Annotated in this window: 16 protein-coding genes; 10 read left to right on the top strand and 6 right to left on the bottom strand. The window is 43.8% G+C overall.

Annotated elements, in window-relative coordinates:
• Positions 1 to 59: 59 nt before the first annotated feature.
• The 8 genes from QMY49_RS25270 (at position 60) to QMY49_RS25235 (ending at position 9,669) form a co-directional block, all read left to right on the top strand.
• Positions 60 to 1,577, top strand: a complete 1,518-nt coding sequence (locus QMY49_RS25270) for a PAAR-like domain-containing protein (RefSeq protein ID WP_283315205.1) — start codon at positions 60 to 62, stop codon at positions 1,575 to 1,577.
• Positions 1,578 to 1,579: 2 nt separating this feature from the next.
• Entirely contained in the window at positions 1,580 to 2,326 is a 747-nt protein-coding gene (locus tag QMY49_RS25265; protein ID WP_100224515.1) for an AHH domain-containing protein, read from the top strand.
• Positions 2,327 to 2,333: 7 nt separating this feature from the next.
• Positions 2,334 to 2,900 (top strand): imm11 family protein, encoded by a 567-nt coding sequence (locus QMY49_RS25260; protein WP_005449454.1) that lies wholly within the window; start codon positions 2,334 to 2,336, stop codon positions 2,898 to 2,900.
• Between the two features lie 21 nt (positions 2,901 to 2,921).
• The gene (locus QMY49_RS25255; protein WP_005449451.1) at positions 2,922 to 3,410 is read left to right on the top strand and encodes a hypothetical protein; all 489 of its coding nucleotides are present in this window, start codon (positions 2,922 to 2,924) and stop codon (positions 3,408 to 3,410) included.
• Positions 3,411 to 3,639: 229 nt separating this feature from the next.
• Positions 3,640 to 4,140 carry an imm11 family protein gene (locus tag QMY49_RS25250; RefSeq protein ID WP_009696128.1) on the top strand — a complete coding sequence of 167 codons (501 nt, stop codon included), beginning with the start codon at positions 3,640 to 3,642 and terminating at the stop codon, positions 4,138 to 4,140.
• Positions 4,141 to 4,149: 9 nt separating this feature from the next.
• On the top strand, positions 4,150 to 4,641 hold the full coding sequence (locus tag QMY49_RS25245) for a hypothetical protein (protein ID WP_283315196.1): 492 nt from the start codon (positions 4,150 to 4,152) through the stop codon (positions 4,639 to 4,641).
• Positions 4,642 to 4,840: 199 nt separating this feature from the next.
• Positions 4,841 to 8,155: a DUF5107 domain-containing protein gene (locus tag QMY49_RS25240; protein ID WP_283315195.1), complete on the top strand. Its 3,315-nt coding sequence runs from the start codon at positions 4,841 to 4,843 to the stop codon at positions 8,153 to 8,155.
• An 86-nt stretch (positions 8,156 to 8,241) separates the two neighbouring features.
• Positions 8,242 to 9,669, top strand: coding sequence for a sugar porter family MFS transporter (locus tag QMY49_RS25235; RefSeq protein ID WP_283315192.1), 1,428 nt, complete (start codon positions 8,242 to 8,244; stop codon positions 9,667 to 9,669).
• Positions 9,670 to 9,760: 91 nt separating this feature from the next.
• On the opposite strand, the gene QMY49_RS25230 is transcribed toward QMY49_RS25235, so the two are convergent.
• Complete coding sequence (locus QMY49_RS25230) at positions 9,761 to 10,981, bottom strand: ROK family transcriptional regulator (protein ID WP_045487629.1); 1,221 nt, start codon at positions 10,979 to 10,981, stop codon at positions 9,761 to 9,763.
• Positions 10,982 to 11,131: 150 nt separating this feature from the next.
• On the opposite strand from QMY49_RS25230, the gene QMY49_RS25225 reads away from it, so the two are divergent.
• Positions 11,132 to 12,004 (top strand): aldose 1-epimerase, encoded by an 873-nt coding sequence (locus QMY49_RS25225; protein ID WP_017819187.1) that lies wholly within the window; start codon positions 11,132 to 11,134, stop codon positions 12,002 to 12,004.
• Between the two features lie 103 nt (positions 12,005 to 12,107).
• Here the strand turns inward: QMY49_RS25225 and QMY49_RS25220 are convergent, their stop codons facing one another.
• Genes QMY49_RS25220 through QMY49_RS25200 form a run of 5 tightly spaced genes read right to left on the bottom strand, consistent with a single transcriptional unit; the run spans position 12,108 to position 19,329 of the window.
• Positions 12,108 to 13,310: a type III PLP-dependent enzyme gene (locus tag QMY49_RS25220; RefSeq protein WP_017819186.1), complete on the bottom strand. Its 1,203-nt coding sequence runs from the start codon at positions 13,308 to 13,310 to the stop codon at positions 12,108 to 12,110.
• On the bottom strand, positions 13,303 to 15,129 hold the full coding sequence (locus tag QMY49_RS25215) for an IucA/IucC family protein (protein ID WP_283315188.1): 1,827 nt from the start codon (positions 15,127 to 15,129) through the stop codon (positions 13,303 to 13,305). The genes QMY49_RS25220 and QMY49_RS25215 overlap by 8 nt, the downstream gene beginning before the upstream one ends.
• Positions 15,101 to 16,300, bottom strand: coding sequence for an MFS transporter (locus tag QMY49_RS25210; protein WP_283315185.1), 1,200 nt, complete (start codon positions 16,298 to 16,300; stop codon positions 15,101 to 15,103). Before QMY49_RS25210 ends, QMY49_RS25215 begins: the two co-directional genes overlap by 29 nt.
• 6 nt (positions 16,301 to 16,306) lie before the next feature.
• The gene (locus QMY49_RS25205; protein WP_283315183.1) at positions 16,307 to 18,118 is read right to left on the bottom strand and encodes an IucA/IucC family protein; all 1,812 of its coding nucleotides are present in this window, start codon (positions 18,116 to 18,118) and stop codon (positions 16,307 to 16,309) included.
• Positions 18,115 to 19,329 (bottom strand): ATP-grasp domain-containing protein, encoded by a 1,215-nt coding sequence (locus QMY49_RS25200; protein WP_283315181.1) that lies wholly within the window; start codon positions 19,327 to 19,329, stop codon positions 18,115 to 18,117. Before QMY49_RS25200 ends, QMY49_RS25205 begins: the two co-directional genes overlap by 4 nt.
• Before the next feature lie 241 nt (positions 19,330 to 19,570).
• Here QMY49_RS25200 and QMY49_RS25195 point away from each other — a divergent pair, with 241 nt between their 5' ends.
• Complete coding sequence (locus QMY49_RS25195; protein WP_283315179.1) at positions 19,571 to 21,607, top strand: TonB-dependent receptor; 2,037 nt, start codon at positions 19,571 to 19,573, stop codon at positions 21,605 to 21,607.
• The last annotated feature ends 69 nt before the right edge of the window (positions 21,608 to 21,676 follow it).

Here is a 21,676-nt window from a genome sequence, read left to right as displayed (position 1 = left end):
GAGATTGCAATATGCGATCTCTTTTATTATTCAATCAACAAAATTCAAATGGATTGGTTATGGGCGTAACAGTTGGTGCAAATGGACTTTCGATAGTTCATAAAGGCTCAGGTGGTGAAGCGAATGCAACGCTCCCAGATGTTTGTTTAACGAAGGTCGGCAAGCCGATCGTTCCTATCCCTTATGGTAACAATGCTAAATCAGCAGACCTTGCTGGTGGCACAACGACTATCTCAATGGATGGCGGCAACAGTGTCGCAATTAAAGGCAGTACGTTCTCAAAAAGTACCGGTGATGCGGGCGGCGATAAAAAAGGCGTCGCATCCTGCACGATAGAAGCCGAAGCAAAATTCATCTCAGCCTCACCAACGGTTAAGTTTGAAGGTAAGGGCGTATGTCGCCTGTCCGACCAAATGACCATGAACAAAGCCAATACCATGTGTCTTGGTGGCGCACAAAACCCATCGGTTTCTGTTACGGAAGATCAGGAAGGGACTTACACGGTTGACTTATACCTCTCATACTCAGACGGTGAACCCGTTCAAGGCGCAACTTATACTTTAACCGACCAATCTGGCGCCGTATTTGAAGGTACATTGGATAACAGCGGTAAGGCTTCGGTCGGTGGCGTTGCTCCGGGTGAGTTTGCCATAGAGTACGGCGAGGACAGCCGAGACTTTATGCCGAATGTGCCAACTAAGACCAATCCGAACTTTAATCCGAGTGCGAACGCTCAACTGATCATTGAAGAAACAAAGAAAGGTGAAGTTGGCTTCTGGGAAAATGCTTGGACGCGAATGTCTGGTGCCGCCAGTTGGATTTGGGGCGTGATTCTTGGTGATTTCAACGATGATGCTTCCGTTGAGCAAATCATCGCCAATACAGCGCTGACGATGATCCCTGTTGTAGACCAAGCCGCTGACGTGCGCGATTTATCAGCGAACATTATGACTTTGTTGAGCGAAGAAGAGCGTGATAAGCCCGAAAACTGGTTAGCGCTTTCACTTACCCTTGTCGGCTGCGTTCCTACATTTGGTAGTGCGGTCAAAGGCACATGTAAAGTAGCACTAAAAGGCGGTAAAGGAACATCAAAAGATACTTTGCTAGCCGTTTTAAGAGGCATGGGTAAAGGCGATCCAGAAAAATTCTTGCGCACGTTAGATTGGATGGATTACGCCAAGCAAACCAGCCAAATTGTTAGTGATGTTTTAAAACCTTGTATTGAAGTGGCAACTGAGTTGGCTTCATACGCAAACAGAATGGGCGCAGACGAGCTTGGTGCGTATTTCTTGAAGTTAGCGGATGAGGTAAAAATCATCGACAAGATGGTACCCGACAAACTAAAAGAAGCGATGGGCGAGTTTGATGATCTTTTTGCTCGCATCTTAGGTAAGGGCGAGAAAACTTATCCAGCAAAAGTGAAACATAATACGGGTGAGTCTGCTCAGTCAGGAAAGAACTCTGCAAAGGCGAATGAGGAGAAAGGGACTAAAACAGTTCGTTGTAGAGTGTGTAAGCGGGCAATTGCCGATAAACGACATAAGAAAAAATGTGTCCTTCCAGGAAGGAAAAAATGAGTATGAGCAATAACGGTTTTTCTCGACATGTTTCTGGTGAAGCATTATTAAAGGCCAATCATATATTAGCTGAAAAATGTGATTGTCCTCTTACTGGACATCATCTGATTAGCTTTAATTTGTTCGAAAAGCTATCAACTCAGCGAACAGAACAGATGCGAAACAAAGAATACAGTTGGAACAGTTTAGACAATATAGTAATACTTCCCAGCAGTGACAAAGGTACTGCTAAAAAGGTTGCGTGCAAGTATCGTTTGCCTTGGCATTCTAGTGGTCATACGGGTAGAAATACAGTAAGTAAACTGAATCTTAAGAGTGATGAACAAGTGTACTCTAATTCAAAGCCTACCTCGATGTTAAATGGGGGGAATCCAATGAAGAGGGCTAGTATGCTGAACAGAGACAAAAATAAGATTAAAGCATATCCTTCTAAAGCCTATCATAAGTTTGTAAAGCAAGAATTGCTAGAGACGTTGGAAAAGCTACACTGTGAAATGCCACCTCCTGTATATCGAAAAGAACTGAATGATCTTTCGGAAAGAATTTGTGACATGATAAGTGAATTTACGATATTGCTTCACAATACAGGAGATGACTTTTCTCCAAAAGGAAATGGTTGTAGAAGCTCAGATTGTCAGCAAAGAACACACAAAAATACGACTTGGCCGGAGATAGAAGAAATATGGAGTGGACTTTTTTATAAGAAAGCCCTTAAGTTCAATTATCTAAAGGTTGCTAGTAAATTATAGGTTTAAGATGGAAATAGCATACATAAATGAGGACTTTAACGAGGGTGAATCATTATTTACTGCCGTTGATAGTCGGTCGTCTTTCTATGATGATAATGATTTCACTCCCACTTCTTGTATAAGTGAGATTGTGTGGAAAGATGATGATATCTATGAAATTGAAGCATTAGATTTAATCAGAGGTGGTGCTTTTAATGTCACTAAGCCTATTGCTGAACTAATTATGAGTTTCGACCCATACGGTGTTGAAGTTTATCCCGCAAAATTAACCTGTTCCGGAGACGGAGTGTTAACTGAGCGCTACATAATAGCAGTAGATAACTTAGTAGATGTCGTTGATTATGATAAAAGCATAAAAGTGACTGACGTAACTACCCGTTTTTACTTATCTGATGAAAAGATTAAGGAACTTCCGGATAGCAAGAGGCACGTTTTTAAACCTGTCGGAATGACAAAAACGTTCTTCTCAATCGAGTTGTTTGAAGCGCTTGTCCGTTTAGATGAGGAGGGTAAAATAAGTACTAGTATCGTTGCCTTTTCATTTGATACATCCGAAGAGACGCCCCGAGTCTAGTGTAAGTAGGTAAATAGAATAATGACTAACTACATAGTTTTATCTAAACAATCTTTGACTGACTTCCCATTCCAGCAAAGCCCTAAGCCAATAGTGCCAGTAGAGCCAGATTTGCTTTTGGAAATGACCTTTTCTCCAAAGCTATTTATCATCAGTGATATTGCGTCAAAAGTAGAGAAACTGGTCGTACATGGAGTAGAGTGGCTAGACGCTCGTGTCGATTGTTCTCCAAGCCAACCAACAGATGAACAAATTAAAGTTTACGAAGATTATCGTATGCCTTACATCCATCAAACTTATAAATTGACGGACAAAGAAAAACAATACGGCAAGTTAAACTGGCTAGACATTGAATCAACAGAGTTTGATTTTTCTAAACTAGACAATGTTCCTTTAGAAGAACGATTAATATTTAAGCTAGAAGAAGACTTTGGTTTAGTGTTTATTCACCAGAGTGTGATTGACCTTCTTAAAAAAGACGTTAAAGACGTTTGGGTAAGAGATGTATAGAAAGCGCTGAAAGGCGCTTTTTCATTTGTTACAAGATGGAGTCTAAAGGTAGGAAAATAAACCATTTTAATAGCTAAGATAATGCTCCCAGTACTATAGAAGTAAAAGCATTTTTCTATAGTAGTCGTCGCTGGAAAAATAAAGTAGGGTATATATGTATTTTGCATTGATCTCAGAAGATTACTACGCATCTAGTACTAATTTCACTCCCGTTGATAACAGAGAGTCAATGTACAGTACGAACATTTATCATCCTTCTTCATCTGAGAACCCTATCATCTGGCAAGATCTTGAAGGAGGCAGTATCAATTCTGTTGGACCCATTGTTGATTGTGGTGACCTTTCTGTCAGTGCCAATTTTGCTCAAATGCTGATGAGCTTTGACCCTTATGGTATAGAAGTTTACCCTTCACTTTTGAAAGCAGATAATGGAGTTACTGAGGGGCGATATTTAATTGCAGTCAACAATGTAATAGATGTACTCGATGAGGAAAAGTCGATCATAAAAACTTCACCAAGAAGTGGGAAAAAATTGGTGCATGTGCTTTATCTTTCTGAAGAAAAACTAAAGAGCATACCACTAAACAAACGGATCGCCTTTCGAGTAAAAGGTGCTGAAACAGTGATGTTTTTTTGTGAAGAGTTTTTTAATGAGGTTGGCTCTTTATCGGAATTTGATGTTTTAAGAAAAGCTAAAGTTAGTACTCTAGATAGAGCACCAAAGTTTTAAGGAATTACGATGAAAGAACAATATCATTTATTAACTAAACAAGACTTAGGTAACTTCCTATTCCAACAAAGCCCTAAACCAATAGTGCCTGTAGAGCCCGATTTGCTTTTGGAAATGACCTTTTCTCCAAAGCTATTTATCATAAGTGATATTGCGTCAAAAGTAGAGAAACTGGTCGTACACGGAGTAGAGTGGTTAGATGCTCGTGTCGATTGTTCTCCAAGCCAACCAACAGATGATCAAATTAAAGTTTATGAAGATTATCGTATGCCTTACATCCATCAAACTTATAAATTGACGGACAAAGAAAAACAATACGGTAAGTTGAACTGGTTAGACATTGAATCAACAGAGTTTGATTTCTCTAAATTAGAAAATATCCCCTTAGAAGAACGATTAATATTTAAGCTAGAAGAAGACTTTGGCTTAGTGTTTATTCACCAAAGTGTGATTGACCTTCTTAAAAAAGACGTTAAAGACGTTTGGGTAAGAGATGTATAGAAAGCGCCGAAAGGCCCTTTTTTAATACCTATGAATAAAAATACTATATACGTTGCTCTATAAAGCCAGTGTCTTAGTGTCACATTTATTACTAAACTTCGTTTAGTTAACCACGTGATTGCTTCATACATCCTTTTTGCTGTTCGCTTTTTATACTGCCTGTAAATCAATCACAACGACTTACAGGTAGTTTTAGATTATGAGTACGAATGCAAAAGCATGGGTAGAAGAGATTGTTTTACCGACTTACCCGACGGGCAAAGTTGACTCGAATCCGTTATTTTTGGAAAACCGTGTTTATCAAGGCTCTTCTGGCTCCGTATACCCTTACGGCGTGATCGACAGTATATCTGATCATCAAATAGAACAGACATATCAAGCGGTATATATCGAAAATGATTATATAAAAATCATGCTATTGCCTGAGCTTGGTGGGCGCATTCATCGTGCGTACGACAAGATGAAAAAGCGTGATTTTATTTACTACAACGAAGTCGTTAAGCCGGCTTTAGTTGGACTACTTGGTCCTTGGATTTCTGGTGGTATCGAGTTTAACTGGCCTCAACATCATCGTCCGACAACGTTCATGCCTACAGATTTTAAGATTGAAGAGCATGAAGATGGAGCCGTTACCGTTTGGATTGGTGAAGTTGAACATATGTACGGTTTGCAAGTAACCGCTGGCTTCAAGCTTTATCCGAACAAGGCGCTTGTCGAGATAACAGGCAAGGTATATAACGGCAACGATACTCCTCGACAGTTCCTATGGTGGTCTAACCCCGCGGTAAAAGGTGGTGATGATCATCAAAGTATCTTCCCACCAGATGTCACTGCGGTATATGACCATGGCAAACGAGATGTTTCGGATTTCCCAATAGCGACTGGGGAATATTACAAAGTCGACTATTCGCCGGGTACGGACATCTCGCGCTACAAGAATTTGCCGGTTCCTACTTCTTATATGGCAGATAAGTCCGCTTATGACTTTGTTGGCGCTTACAGTCATGATGAGAAAGGAGGGTTGTTGCATGTGGCTAATCACCATGTCTCTCCTGGCAAAAAGCAATGGACATGGGGAAACTGTGATTTTGGATTAGCCTGGGATCGCCAGTTGACCGACAGCAATGGACCTTACATCGAATTGATGACTGGGGTTTACACCGATAACCAACCGGATTTTACTTGGATTGATAGTCATGAAGAGAAAAAATTCACTCAACATTTCCTTCCATATAGCAATTTAGACAACGTTCATAATGCGAACACGGAAGTCGCGATTAAGTTGGAGCGAAGCGGGCGTTTCGTTGAATGGGCCGTTTACGCTATTTCTGAGATTGCCAACTACGAGGTGGTTATTTCGGACAAAGCGAGTGTACTTGCTAAACACCAACTGACAATGACTCCAGGTGATGTGGTTGAAGAATGCATAGAGCTTGCTGAGAGCACGCGCTTAACCATCACAATCTTGAATGAGGAGGGGAGAGTATGCCTTTCCTATCTAGAGCATATTGACGCTAGAGATGAACCAACGCCCGATCCTGCCTCCGCACCAGAAAAACCTGAAGATGTATCGAGCGTAGAAGAACTGTATTTCATTGGACAGCATTTACAGCAATATCACCATGCAACGAGTGATCCTGCGGACTACTACCAAGAAGCCCTCAAACGCGACCCAAATCATTATGCAACCAACGTCGCGATGGCTTCGCTTGCTTATGATCGCGCGGATTATCAAGGCACACTTAAATATTCTGATGCCGCTTTGGAGCGTGCTCACAAGCTCAACAAAAACCCTTTATGCGGCAGAGCAAGCTACCTTCGTGGCTGTGCAAATGAAAAACTGGGGCGTCTTGATTCTGCCTTTAGCGATGTATTTAAAGCAACGTGGAGTAGTAATTGTCGTGATACTGGCTTTTTCGCCGCTGCTCGCATTGCTACAAAGCAAGACCGTTTAAATGAAGCATTAGAATACGCGGAAAGAGCACTGGAACTGAATGGTACTCACTACCAAGCTGCAACATTGAAGGTGTTTTTGCTTAGTGCATTGAACCGACACGCAGAGGCTCTTCGTTTTATTGATGAACAAAGTGAGATGCAGCCTCTTGGTTATGGCATTTCATTCGAAAAGTATCAGTTAACTCGCTCTGATATTGACTTATCAGCGTTTAAGCAACTTATGAATCAAAGAGAAGCTAACACGATTCATCTTATTAACTTTTATCTTTCGATTGATGCAAAAGAGCGCGCTAAAGCGGTCTTAGCTCTGAACGAGAGCACAGGTTCAATGAGTTTGATTTATAAAGCGTATTTAGTCGATGAACCCGAACAGGCGGAAGCCTTATTAGATGTCGCTGCCGATCGATTTAACGACAATGTTTTATTTCCGAATACCTTAGCCGAAGTTGAAGTTTTAAGTGCTTTTTCAGGGCATTACTTTACCCAATATCTACTGGGTTGCTTCTTCTATGCGAAACGAAGCTATTCAAGAGCGGTATATCATTGGGAAACAGTACTAAGGCTCAACTCACACTATGCACCCGTACTTCGAAATCTATCTGTCCATGCCTATAACAAGCGTCGAGAGCTGGATAAAGCGATTTCTTTGATGGGGTTAGCATTCGAATTGTCTCCGAGCGATGCCCGAGTTCTCTATGAACTGGATTACTTGAAAAAAGCGGCGGGTGATACGCCATTAGAACGACTTGCTTTCTTGAAGGCAAATCTAGAAGTGGTCAATCAGCGAGATGACTTAACTGCAGAGCTGCTTAATTTGTATAACATCTGTGGTGAGCTCGAACTTGCACAGACATGCTTATCTACAAGGCAGTTCCACCCTTGGGAGGGGGGAGAAGGTAAGGTGACAGGGCAGTTCATCGTCAATAAGCTGAGATACGCATTGCAGTTTATGCAACAACGAAGCTTCAATAACGCGCTTGAGTTATTGAATGACGCTCTGACTTATCCAACAAATTTGGGTGAAGGTCGTCTCGTTGGTCAAACTGACAATGATATCCACTATTTCTTAGGGCGTTGCTACCAAGAGTTAGGCGAAAGAGAGTGTGCCAATCAGCACTTTGCTCTTGCAACTCAAGGTAAACAAGAGATTAACCAAAGCCGTTACTATAACGATCAACCCGCTGATTACTTGTTCTATCAAGCGGCTGCAATGCACCAATTGGGAGATACCGCACAAGCAGTATCACTGTTTGAGGATATGGTGTCTTGGGCGGACTCAGAATGGAATGCGCCTGTAGAGGTCGACTTTTTTGCTGTATCACTCCCAGCGTTAATTGTCTTTGATAGCAATTTAACAACAGAACATCAGCAACACTGTTTATTTGTAAAAGCAATGGGTCAATTTGGCTTAGCTTTGATAGATGAACGTCATGGATTTGAAGATTTTGAACTTACATTGCAGGCACTGTTAGGACAAGCGCCTGCTCATACAAAAGCGAATCTATTAAAAGAAATCGCACAACATCGCTATGCGTTTGGCTGTAACAGTCAAAATTAATGGATAGGTCACTCCGGGTGACCTATCACCTGGGGTGACTCTAAAACAATAACTTTAATAGATATGTACCTCTACAAGGATTTACTATGCGTAAAACAAGCGATCAACTCAATATGAGAAACATATGGCTCATCAGTCTGGTGGCCGCCTGTGGTGGATTATTATTTGGTTATGATTGGGTCGTAATCGGTGGTGCCAAACCATTCTATGAGGCTTATTTCAACATTACGAATGCGTCATTGTCTGGATGGGCAATGAGCTCAGCGTTAATCGGCTGTATGGTTGGGGCATTTATTGCCGGCACCGTGTCTGACAAATATGGGCGTAAACGTCCGTTAATTTTAGCGGCACTGTTATTTGTTATTTCTGCATGGGGAACGGCCGCTGCCGATAGTTTTAATGCGTTTGTGGTGTTCCGAATTATAGGTGGCGTTGGTATTGGCTTAGCGTCAGCATTGTCACCGATGTACATTGCTGAAATTGCACCTGCTGATAAACGAGGAAAATTTGTCGCGATAAACCAACTGACCATTGTTATTGGTGTACTTGCTGCTCAAATCATTAACTTATTGATTGCGGAGCCTGTTGCTTCCAATGCAGCGCAAGCGGATATTTTGCAATCATGGAATGGTCAAATGGGTTGGCGTTACATGTTTGGTGCCGAACTTGTGCCTGCATTTGCGTTTTTACTGCTCATGTTTGTTGTGCCTGAATCTCCACGTTGGTTAGTAAAAATGGGCATGGTAGACAAAGCGAAAGCTACATTACTGCGTATTGGTAGCGAAAGTTATGCGTCTCGCACTGTGCAAGAGATCGAAAGTACCTTGTCTGCAGAAACTCGTTCACTTCCGTTTAGTGCGTTGTTTAAGCCAGATGTGAAGCCAATTTTGGTGATCGGTGTTGTTCTTGCTGCTTTCCAGCAGTGGTGTGGTATCAACGTCATCTTTAACTATGCACAGGAAATCTTTGCCTCTGCAGGCTTTGATATCAACGATACCTTGAAGTCGATCGTTGCAACAGGATTGATCAATCTCGTGTTCACCATTTTGGCGATTCCTTTTGTTGATAAAATTGGTCGACGTAAGTTGATGATTATCGGGTCGGCTGGCTTGACGGTGATTTATGGTTTGATGTCAGCCGCATATGCCTATGGAATGCTTGGTTTGCCGGTATTGATGCTCGTCCTTATCGCGATTTCTATCTATGCTTTGACGTTGGCACCAGTGACTTGGGTTCTTCTTTCTGAAATGTTCCCGAATAAGGTTCGTGGCACCGCGATGTCGGTCAGCACGTTGGCACTTTGGGTCGCGTGTTTCGCACTCACTTATACGTTCCCACTGCTTAATGCGGGGTTAGGTGCTTCAGGTTCCTTCCTACTTTACGGTGTTATTTGTGCCTGTGGTTTTGTGTTCATTTACAAATGCGTTCCAGAAACGAAAGGGCGCTCTTTGGAAGAACTGGAAAAAATCCTTGTTACTCGTGAAGTTGCGGTAGGTAAAGAGGTGAACGCATAACTCACTCAGTGCTTTCTATTGAGTGAAAATAACAGAGTAAGCTTCAAGAAGGTCGCTATTAAGGTGACCTTCTTTGCGCTTAAATTGGGAGTTACGTATAGAGGTTATCTAACTCTTGCTCAACCCATAGGTAGCTCATCCCGACTATTCGCTCAATTTGCGTTAAATGCCCGAACGAGACTACGGTGAGATCTTGTTTACGAGCATTCTCGTCTTCGAATGGATTAATGAGTGTTTGTTGTGTGATTGTCTTTAACCAACATTCACCTAGAGCACAAGTGTTTCCATACAAGATGATTTTGTTGATGTTGAGTGTGATAAGAAAGTTATAGAGAGATTGTCCAAGAATTGTGGCTGCGTGCATTGCAACTTCCTGTGCAATTGGGTCGTCGTTTTGATACAGCTTAACAAAATCATCGAATACAAAGTCATCGATATGCACAAGCTTGGATGCGTTTTCCTGACGGGAAAGGTATTGCTTACAAAGCGCTGTGGAACTGGCTTCCGTCTCTAAGCAACCTTCTCGACCACAGCCACAAATGATGCCGTTATTCGCGACTTTAATGTGACCAATCTGCCCACTGCCAAACATCTTTCCCCGGTATATGTCATTGTGGATCAAGAAAGAAGAACCGATACCGTAATCAACGTTGAGTACGCAAAAATCTTCACCGTGATGCCCGTCTAACCACTTTTCAGCTAAGGCTAGCATGACGCAATCATTGTCGACTAGGACCTCAACGAGCAAGCGTTGTTCAAGAAGATATTTTAGCTCGATAGGTTGTGTCCAAGGAGCTTGCGGCATTCGCATGGAAGATCCTACATGAGTATCCACTTGCCCGTGTACGGCAATAGAGAGTCGATAACTGGTATTTGGCTTGGACTGACGGCAAGCAACAATAGCCGTCACGATATCCTCAATTAGTTCGTCAGGTGTTTGTGGGGTAATGGCTTGATCAATAAAGTCCGAAGAGGGCGTCATTTCATTATCGACCATTACCGCTTGGATACGGGTAGGAGAAACACTCATGCACACGGTGTAAGGGCGATCACTTGATACTTTGTACAAGCCGCCAAAGTTCCCCTTTGTTGCTTTGGATACACTGAAGTTTTCTACTCGACCTTGCTCAACTAAAGCATCAACAATCTTACTAATAGCAGGAATGCTAAGTTGCGTTTCACGAGCTAACTCTGATTTGGTCATGCCTTTGCTTTTATACAGCAATGCCATCACAAGGCGACAGTTGTAGTGTCGAACTTTTTGATTATTCAACCCCTTATGGGCGCCAGATTGAAATGGTTTGTTAGGCATTGTTCGAACATGGCTCTTGGATGATTTAATGTAGAAGGCGCTAACTAAATTCTGTTTAGTTATCTCTGTGACTTTGTTATCAGTTGTTGAATATCTAACTGCATAAAGTAGCTATAAACAAACATATCATAATGAAGTGAAGGTTTATCGATGGCTACTCACACTCTGAATAATGGCAAGTTGAAGTTGGTCGTGAATGAGGCTGGAGGGTGCGTTGATTCATTTCAGTATATTAACGGATTCACCTTTGATGTGTTGAGAGCCAGAGTCAATACTTCCAACGGCTTTGCCGGAGATTCAAGTATGTTTCCCATGCTGCCAATGGCGAATCGTATTCGCGGAAATCAATTTGTTTGGCGTGGGCATAAAGTCGTGCTGCCGGTTAGTCGTGCCATCGATGATATGTTTTTCTTGCATGGAAATGGATGGATTTCTGATTGGGGATTACTGACCAAAAACGCAGGTGATGACTTTTTGGAATTAGAGTTAACGTCAAGTATCGACGGCGTATGTGAATACCATGCCAAACAGTCTTATCAACTGTGTGATGACGCCCTTATTGTTACCATGGTTCTGACCAACCTTGGGGATGATGCTTTTCCTTTCGGGGCTGGCTTCCATCCATTTTTCTCAGTTCAGCAAGATACACTTGTAGAATTCCCGGCGACAGGTTTTTGGTTTGAAGATAAGCAGAATCTTCCTGATCGTTTCGTTAGGCACATACCTTCAGATTACAACTTCAATAGCGAAAAAACAGTGCCCGATTTATGGATCAATAATGGATATCAGATGAGCGATAGCGGAGTTATGGCGTCGCTAAGGCACAAAAATGGGGTGTCAGTATTAGTGTCGAGCCCTTGCCGTTACCTGCAAGTTTATAAGCCCTCGGGTGAAAGTAACTTCCTTTGCCTTGAGCCTCAAAGTCATTATGTTGATGCGCATAACTTTGGTTGTGAAAGCCTGAGCGTTTTATCGCCGCAAGAAAGTATGCAAATCAGTATGTGTATACGAGTTGTGACATGAACTTGATGAGAAATGTGCCATAAAAAATTGGTATGAAAGCCCCTAGCGATAGGGGCTTATTCTGTGGAACCATTTATTCTGCGGAACTATTTGATAGCGAGTGTTAGAAATAGTGGAATAGTGGAGGTTCGTGCATTAAGAAGTTTTGATGAGAGATGTTCCAAGCATAGGCGCCAGCAAGCGTGAACACGACATAATCTCCAATATCGAGGTGAGTAATGTTTTGATTTCTCGCAAGAACGTCTTTTGGCGTACAAAGTTGACCGACGAATGTCGCGTGTGAGTGCGTAATCGGCTGTGATATGACTTTGGGTTTATTACTCGCTAAAATCGCAAATGGATGATCGTGACTTTGTGCCGCAGGGGTGCGGAAGTGATGTGTACCACCACGCGCAATGACAAAGTTCTCGCCTAAGTTTTGCTTGATGTCTAACACTTCCATAACGTAATAGCCGCATGGTGCAGAGATGTAACGTCCGCATTCAAATCGCAGTTTCCAATCTTGAACTTGTTCTTTCGCGATCAAAAACTCTAACTTGTCGCAAAATTCAATCCAAGGGAAGTGCTGCTCATCATTTTGGTAGTTAATGCCCATGCCCCCGCCAAGGTTGATCATTACTTCATCCAGCTCAAATTGTGTTTGCCAAGCTTTAACGACTTGGAAGTAACGTTGCATTAATGCTAGGTGACGATCTACCTCGAGTTGATGAGACATTAAATGGAAGTGGAAACCTTTTAGGTGCACGTTTGGAAAATCACGCAGCAGAGTGAGTGCGTTACTTAACTCGCTTTCATCCAATCCAAAAGGCGTGGGTTTCCCACCCATGGCGAGTTTGCTTAAGGTGATATCGCCAATATCGATGTTCATTCGTAGAAAAATCGAGGCAGAACGGTTCAGCTTTTCTGTTAATGCACCAATGCGATGCAATTCAGTGAGGCTTTCGACATGAATTGCATCTACGTTGAGCTCAATCGCTTGCTTAAGTTCGCTTGGCATTTTGCCCGGACCGCCGAAGATCAAGGGCATATTGAGTTGTTGTTCGTGCAGATGAGCAAGCTCTCCGCCGGACGCAGCTTCGAAACCATCGACATAAGGCGCGAGTGTTTTCAAGATTGGCTCTGATGGGTTGGCTTTCGCGGCATAAAACAGCTCTACATTTTTGGGTAGAACGTGTTTCATCTGTTTAACGTGTTGCTCCAGCGCCTTTAGGTCATAAAGGTAGGCACATAGTGGCTGCATGTGTTGCTCTGCCAATTGCAAAACTTCTTGTTGGACGTGCAACGGAAGCTGTGAAGAATTAAGCATGATTGGCTCCTTGGTGATTCGCCCATGGCACAGGAACTTGGGTGTAGTTGGATTCTTTATCCGCTCTTTGCATTAAGCGCGTAGTAAAGTTGTTTTTGCTCGGGAAACTGCCGCCGTTTATCAAGGATTCAAGCTCAGGTCGTTTGCCATTGACGGATTGCCAGCGAACAATTGCGCTTTTAACCGAGTTCCAAAGCGTTTTCTCAAGCGTTTGGTCTCCTTCCGCAATAAAGAAAATGGCTTCACTGATGTTGTTGATGAAGGTACAGTAACCAATACGATTCCAACCTTGCTCCCGGCTGTAATAAACCGATTGGCGAGCGCGTTCAGAAAGCTGGTTCAATGACTCCGGTGACCAGAATTCTGGAAGCAATTTGGTGCCTTCTAGATCGCGTATCCACACGCAGCAGGGCATGCCTTTTTCAAACCCAATGAGTGTGTTTTGCAAATGAGGCTCAAATGCGACGCCATGTTTAAAGTAGTAGTTGAATACGCCGGGAATTAAGCAGTGTAAGTAGCGCTCAAACCATAAAGTCGCGATGTCGTGGTACGTTGTTTCTGATGCTTGTGCTTTGGTTTCTAATTGAGCAGCGATACAGCTGTCGCCATTGCGATCATAGGCAAATAGTGCTCCCGCTAACGTTGGTTCTAGTACATCAATTTCACACAAGGATAGGTTTTCTCGATATAGGATACCAAACGACTCTCGGGCTTTCGTCAGATCTTCTTTTTGCTCGGAATCAATCGATTCCAAGTTGATGGTGGTGGCAAAAGGTTCTGTCATCACTTTGAAAACCGGATTCTGTAACTGCTCACTTTCTTTTATCGGATGCAAAATCGAGCTCAGTTGCACCGCACTATCGAGTTCATACCATGCGTTTTTACGGACACAATTGGTCAAGCGGACGTTAATCGAGAACTTGGCGAACCATTCTGTTTCAGGGTGGTACATGGTACGCACCGATGATGTCGGCAGCATTTTTTCTCCGCCTAGCCCTAATGGCGTCATTTTGCCTTGTTCAATCGCTCGTTGAACTAATGGGTTTTGCAAGATCGTGTAGCTCTCCCATGGATGGCAAGGGTAGAGGGTGGCGTCTCCAGAGTGCGGCTTTTCTGGTGCCAATTGCTCAATCATCGACTTAGGAGTATGACGTTCATCCGAGCGAAGCACATCGAGCAATGTATTATCCACTTCAAACCAATATAGCGGGACGCTGGCTCCCACTTCTGGTGAGCATGCTAATAGATCATCCATACTCACGCCGGAACGGCTTTTTGGCGTTGGGTGGAAGGAGTGCCCCCAAAGCAATGATTGCTCTGAAGCGATAAAAGCATTGTGCTGTTGAGGTCTTGTGTTTGCGTTTAGAAATTGCTCCGTTACCAACAGGCTATTTTCCATTTGAGCCACAAGCTCGTTGTTGAATGGAATCGTTAACACTTGTTTTAGATAGTTCAGTAACAGTGTCAGTGTTTGGATTGCATCTAATTTATGCCATCCAGAGCCCGGCATTTTGCTCCAGGGCATATCAATCAGTTTGACTTTACCAAGCTGACTCACGTACTCAGCAGGCAACAACAAAACACCGTTTTGATGGGGAAGATGAATGCCCACGCGCTGTTGTTGTGAATAGTTACGCTTCAATGTTTGTGGTAAAGATGTTGAACGGTACTGCCATTCAACTTGCTTGTTAGGGATCGCGTATTCGCGTAGATAGCAGTTGACGACGCCCATTATTGTGTTGAGCTGAGCTTTTCTATTGTTGAGTTGTGCTTGGCTTTTCGCAAGCGTTTTACTTGGAGACAATGGCGTTTGTAACATGTTGATGCCCAAATTTTGAATGGATGATCAGTGCGATAAGAGTCAAAGCACTGACCAACGCAGAAAGGAGAAAAGGAACGTCGAGCGAATAGAAGCGGATAATAGAAGATGCGCTAAGACCTGCGGCAACTCCACCCCATTTAGACATTGCATCAAAGCGAGAAAACACTTTGCCGCATTGTTGCCTATTAAGTCGGGTTGCAAGCGCTTGATGTAAACCTTGGTAACAGCAAACCATGCCACAGCCAAACACGATGCGAGCTACGATCAGTAAGACTTCATGTTGAACGAGGTGCATGACGCAACTGAGGGAGAGTAAGGCAAAACCCAACCAAAGTGTACGTTGCTGCTGGTGGCGGTTGATCTTCTCTGAAAGTGCATGAATCTTGGTTGCAAAAACAAGATAAACACCATGCGGAAGCGCATACAGGAAGCCGATCCATGCCGGATTCACGTTGCCGTATTGCTCAACATAAGGCGAGAAGTACGGGAAGGTCACTACCATAGCGAAAGCAAAGCTAAACTGAGCGCCAAACACCCAATATAGAGCACGTAGCGAGCAGTCCGACATAACATCAGATTTGTCTACAAGAGCGTCCGATTGGGGGGAAGGCGTTTCGGTTTGATCGACGGGTAGGGTAAGCGTGATCGCAAATGCCACAAGTGGCAATACGGCTAACCACAGGTATGCATTCAGCGGGTTGGATTCCGATAACGTCCATCCTAGCCCAATGGGTGCCACTATCAGAGCCAAACGAGCAGATAGTTGGGTTTTATTGAGCGTTTTACTCAGCGCTTTCGTATCTTCTATTTGGCTTGAAAGGTAGCTATTAGACGCTGCCATTGTTCCGCCAAACGTTCCTTGAATAATGAGACCAAACACAAACATGGGTAGCGTTGTTGCTAAGCCACACAGCATAAACCCCGCGGCGAGACCAACTTGAGCGCGCAGTAGAGAACGGCGTCTGCCGTATTGGTCGGCAAACTGCCCCCAAAAACGAGCGGCCATAGCAGTGCAGAAGGTAGGGAGAATAAACAAAACACCTGCCCAGTCTGCATTTATGTGGGCTCCAAAAGTGGGTAACACCGTCGGTAAGAACAACGGCATGCCTAACGCAGCAAATGCAGCGATAAAATGGCAAAGCAGTACGCTGTAGATGAGTTTGGTCATGATTAATTAGCTCACGCTCTGTTTAATGGCAGTGAGATAAGCATGTTGAGCGTCTTCGCTGGTTAACAACAAGAAGTTGGGCGCGGATAACCCATAATATTTGTTGATATCGCTTGCACCTGATGCTTCTTTGGAAAGTAGGCTCCCTGAGCTCAACAAATATTTGGCGTACAAATCTGGGGAATCAAACAAGAGTTCGCGTGCCAATTTTGTTTCGTGACCTTGTGCGCCTAAGTAGTCGATATAATAAGCGAGGTTTCGTGCGACTACTGCGTACAAAGAGGCGCTTGAAGCAATCCCTTTCGCTGCCATTGCCTCTACAATCGCGGCAATATCCAGTTGTAGCGTAATCGTGGTAAACATCTGACCCAACGCGAGTTCATTATCGACCTTAATTCGTTGATCCAGTAGTTGATCGCACTGAACAGGGGAATGCTGTTCAAACGCTTTGAAACGATTTGGCCAGATACGAGCGGCGTCATTGTCCTTCATAGCTAACGTCATTTTGCCTTCTTTATTGAATGCAATGATGGCGTTTTGCTGATTGGATTCCAAAGCAATGCCATAACGCAACCAAAGAGTCAGATGCACTTTACATAACAGATCAACGTAGTCGGTAAACCAAGCCAATGTATCTTGCTGGTAGTATTGTTCAGCGAGATGCTCAAGGAACAAGCGACCATCAGGCATTGGGCTGGCAAGGGCTGCAACAGGCACTAATGCTTGGTCTTCGCAGTGGTGAACAGGGTATTCGCGCACAATGTAAGCGAACGTTTTATCATCGCCAACGTGCCCACCATGCTTTTCGTTACAGTGGAAAAGCGTGCCACTTAGCTCACTATCACTTTGCTCTAAATGCGTTAACAAACGCTCAAACCAATGACCGTCATACAGTGTCGATGGTTTAATAAGACGAATGTTCTTAGTTCCTAACGAACGCATAATAAGTGGCACTTTTATATGAACATTCGGTGTTTGGTTCACTACCACAGTGCGCACCGATAAGGTTGGTGTCACCTCGAGAAAAGCGAGTGGCGCTTCAATCACGCCTTCAGGTAGTGACTCTAAACTGCGTAAAGTCAACGGATGAGCAGGGAACAAGTCATGACTCAGTGAAAAGTCGGCAGGCAATCCAACTTGCTCCATTGTTGGCCAGCACTCAGGAGGCGCAGAGGTTAAGGTCACTAGTGATTTATCAATGGCTAACCAACGCAAAGTAAAACTCTTGGCAAACTCCGGTGCATATTGCGCTAAGTCATTATCACTCAGTCCAAATTTTGCTCGAGCTGTCGGATAGTATGGATGATCCAAATATGAAGCGATTTGGTCTGCTTGTAACAGTTTACGTTCCCAACCATTGAGTTCCGATATTGGCTGCATCAATGCTGCTGAGTTTTGCTCGAATGCTTTGTCACATAAGCCTTTATGCTTTTCCGCACATTCGAGTTCTTGTAGATATCCATCGAGTAACGAATGAGAGCTTTCGTGAGCACAAGCTTTTAATACTTCAATCCAATCGCGGTAATGTTGTTGTGATTCAACGGTTCCATTTTTCTCTACAAACCAGCAGGTTGGCGCATGGTGGTTAGTCACGCCGTAGACCCATCGCTGCATGTAATAAAAAGGCGTAACAGGTAAGTAAAGATTTAAATCTTGTGTTGAGAAGGCGAGCCAAGTTTGGTCTGCGCCATAAGCATTGATGTTCAATTTGTTGGGTAAAGCATTAATGAAAGCGCCTTGAGAAACTAAACCAAATAAATCTTCGCGTAGACACGTATCGATTAAACGCTGGGTGAGATATAAAACGTTGTCGTTCATGCCGTTACCTCTTCGACTGGCACAAGGTTGAAAGTGGCGAGAGCCTGTTTGAGTGAAGGCTGCAATGACTGTCCGGATGGTGAGCTAATGGAAATCCTGGCTAGGTAGTCTTTGTTTGAATAGCTTTGTTGGATGTGCTCTCCAGCGGGCTTAAGAACCTGTTGTTGCGTAACAATATCGCCTTCTTGATGAATGAAAGATGTTGATGTACCTGCTATGGTTCCGCTCGTGTCGGCGACAACATAGTGCACTTGAGCGCTACCTTGGATAGTGAAGTCCAGTTCAAGTTTGTCTCCAAGATGCAGTTTTAAAATGGTGCTAAACCACTGATGATGGCTCAGGTTATTAAGTAGAAACTCGCGTCCATCTCCGATACTGCGATAATTGACCTCCACCAAAACGGGACCGGAATCGGTGATAATAAATTCGCTATGGCACACGCCGAATCCGACACCAAAGATTTTCAACTGGCGGAGGCATTCGTTACGAAATTGGACGCTGTGAGTTCCATTCCAACACGCCGCCATCTCGATAAAGTGCGGTGGGGCAGACAGTTCGACATCAAACCCACCAACGGCGAGCAAGTTATCGCCATCTCCTAATGTTTCTATTGTGATAAGCGGGCCCTGCAAAAACTCTTCAACCAAGACAGGAGTGGTTGGGTGTTTTTGCCAGAACGCATCGCAATAATCCCCAAGTGCGGCATCGGTGTCGCAGCGTTGAACATCCAAACTTGCAACGCCTTCCTTTGGCTTTGCGACGACCGGGAAATTGAGTGTCTTGCGAGGCGATGAGTCACCTTGATGCAGCAAGATACTTGGTGTGCTTGGCAATGATTTGTCATTGAGGACTTGGCGAGTTAGGTGCTTGTTCTTAGCTTTTAACGTCACAGTCCAGTCTTTAGCGGGCAAGTTAAAGAATTGAGCACAGATAGCCGTTGAGGTTTGCAAGTGATCGCTGTTACTAAAAATAGCGCTAGGGTGTAATTCGTGCTCCGTGATGACCTCGATGAGTTCAAGTGGATTGAAAACATCACATTCTAGAATGTCATCGGGGGTGAACTGGTTATCTTCACTGGCCAACTTGAGATGGTTGAGCTTGTGGTCAGTGATCAACACGACGTGAAGACCCATCGCTTTTGCTGCAGGTACGAAGCCGTGGGTGACTGCATCATTAACGACATGACTCACGATGATCATCGTTGATTTCATGGGACTTTCCTAATTTTTCTAACGTTGTTACTGCGTGCTCACAGCCGGCTTTCAATGCGTCTCTTTCGCGGTATTTTAGGGAAAGGTTTTATTATTATTCTGATTTTATTGATTATTTTGTTATTTCCCCAGTTACATGGGACAAACAAATATAGATCATAATTTTTATATTGCAAACACAAATGATATTGGTTTACATTCGCACCTGTTGGCAATTTTATAAACTAACGGAATTAAAAAAATGGAAATGAAGTTGACCTTGTCCCCATTAGCATTAGCTATAGGTGGAACGTTAACTGCAGTGGCAGTCGTGCCGAGTGTATCGGCATCAGAAAACGTTGAAGCGAATGAAACCGTACAAGTTGTTGGTCATAGGTACGAAGGTTACGCCGAGCACATGCCACAGTCAGGCACCAAAACGGACGTTGAATGGTTAGACGTTCCGCAAGCGGTATCGGTTGTGACTAAGACTGAAATGCAAGATCGCGGAGCAGTGCGCTTAGTTGACGCGCTAGATGGTGTCGCTGGTGTGAACAATACCTTAGGCGAGGGTAGCCGAGATCAGTTTGTGATTCGTGGATTCGACGCCCTTAATGATATGTATCGTGATGGAATGAGAGATGACGGTACATTGCAGTCCTACCGTAGTCTGGCAAACATTGAACGTGTCGAGGTGGTAAAAGGACCTGCTGGTGCGCTGTATGGTAGAGGCTCGGCGGGTGGCATCATTAATTTGGTGACCAAACGTGCTAATGGTGACAATTTCACGAATGTGAATGGCAGTGTTGGCAGTAACAATCAATTTGTTGGTCAGATTGATAGTTCTATGGCATTTAGCGACAAGGTCAATGGTCGTATTAACTTAGAGTATCGCCAAGCAGACTCTTACGTAAACCATGTCGATTCTAATGATTTCTTTATTGCACCGACGATTCGCGTATTGCCTGCTGATGGGCATACCATTGATTTTGATGTTGAATATGCCCATCAAGAGCTGGTGCCTTACCGAGGTGTGCCATCAAAAAACGGCAAGCCAGTTGACGTTTCAGAAAGCACGTTCTTTGGTGGAACCAATGACTACCAAGAATCGGACAGCCTTCGTATTGCAGTTAATTATGAATGGCGTTTAAACGATGAATGGGCTTGGACAAACCGTGCTTCACACAACCGCATTGAACTGGAACAAAAGGGCACTCGTCAAGGTGCTGTTGTGGGTGATGAAGTTTCTCAAACGGTGAACAATTTTGGCTACGACCCTCGCACAACAACGACTCTGCAATCTGAGTTAGTTTGGGAGACAGAATCCAACCAAATGATGATTGGCGCAGACTATAACCAGATCAATATTGATTTGACTTTAGCCAGTGACAAGACGCTGCCTCCAAAAAATATTTACAACCCTACAGTAGGACCAACGCCAAACCCTGGCTTTAAACCTTTCCGTGATAACACGACCACAACAGCGGGCATCTACATTCAAGATGTTTACACGTTTGGTGATCTTTCTGTGATTGGTAACGTGCGTTATGACTCAATGGATCTTGAGCAGCAAAAAGCCGGGGCAGCGAAAGAAGATCTCGACGATAACAAAGTCAGCTACCGTGCTGGTTTGGTCTACCGAATTAACTATGACATGTCTGTGTATGCGAGTTTAGCGCGTTCATGGCAGTTACCTTACTCTGGTATTTACATCAATCCAAAACTGGCTGAATTTTTCCATACCGACCTGAAAGAAGTTGGCGCAAAAGCCTATCTATTAGACAACGCTCTAATGCTGAACGCTGCTGTGTTCCAAATCGACCAAGAACAACCGCAAACCAATATCGATGGTGATGTGATCAATAAGATTGAAGCTCGCCATCAGGGTATCGAATTGGAAGCGCGCGGTCAGATCACGCAGCAATGGGATATCTCAGTTGGTTATAGCTACCTTGATGCGGAAGACAAAGACACGGGTAAAAAACCAAATGACGTGTCTGACCATCTGTTCTCATTGTGGAGCACGTATCAGCTTGATGACAACTGGCGTTTAGGCGGTGGTGTTAAGTACGTAGGTGACCGCTACGCTGGTAACGATGAAGCGGTGGCACTTGGTGATTACACTACAGTGGATTTGATGGCTGCCTACACAACAGGCCGTCACAAAATCCAAGCAAACGCTTACAACGTGTTCGATGAGAAATATATCCTAGGTGCCACCAATGGCAAGTCTGGATTGAACCAGATTGGTTACGGTGCGCCAGCAGAATTCATGCTCAGCTATGGATACCGATTCTAATTATTTTCGAATTCTCGCTACTGGTTAGCGAGCTTTCTTACCTCGTTTTGAGGATTGTTAGCCCATAGG

Origin of the sequence: Vibrio harveyi (assembly GCF_030060435.1) — a bacterium.
GTDB classification, from domain to species: Bacteria; Pseudomonadota; Gammaproteobacteria; order Enterobacterales; family Vibrionaceae; genus Vibrio; species Vibrio harveyi.
Note: the sequence above shows the minus strand (reverse complement) of the source record. Positions and strands in the feature narration are given on the sequence as shown.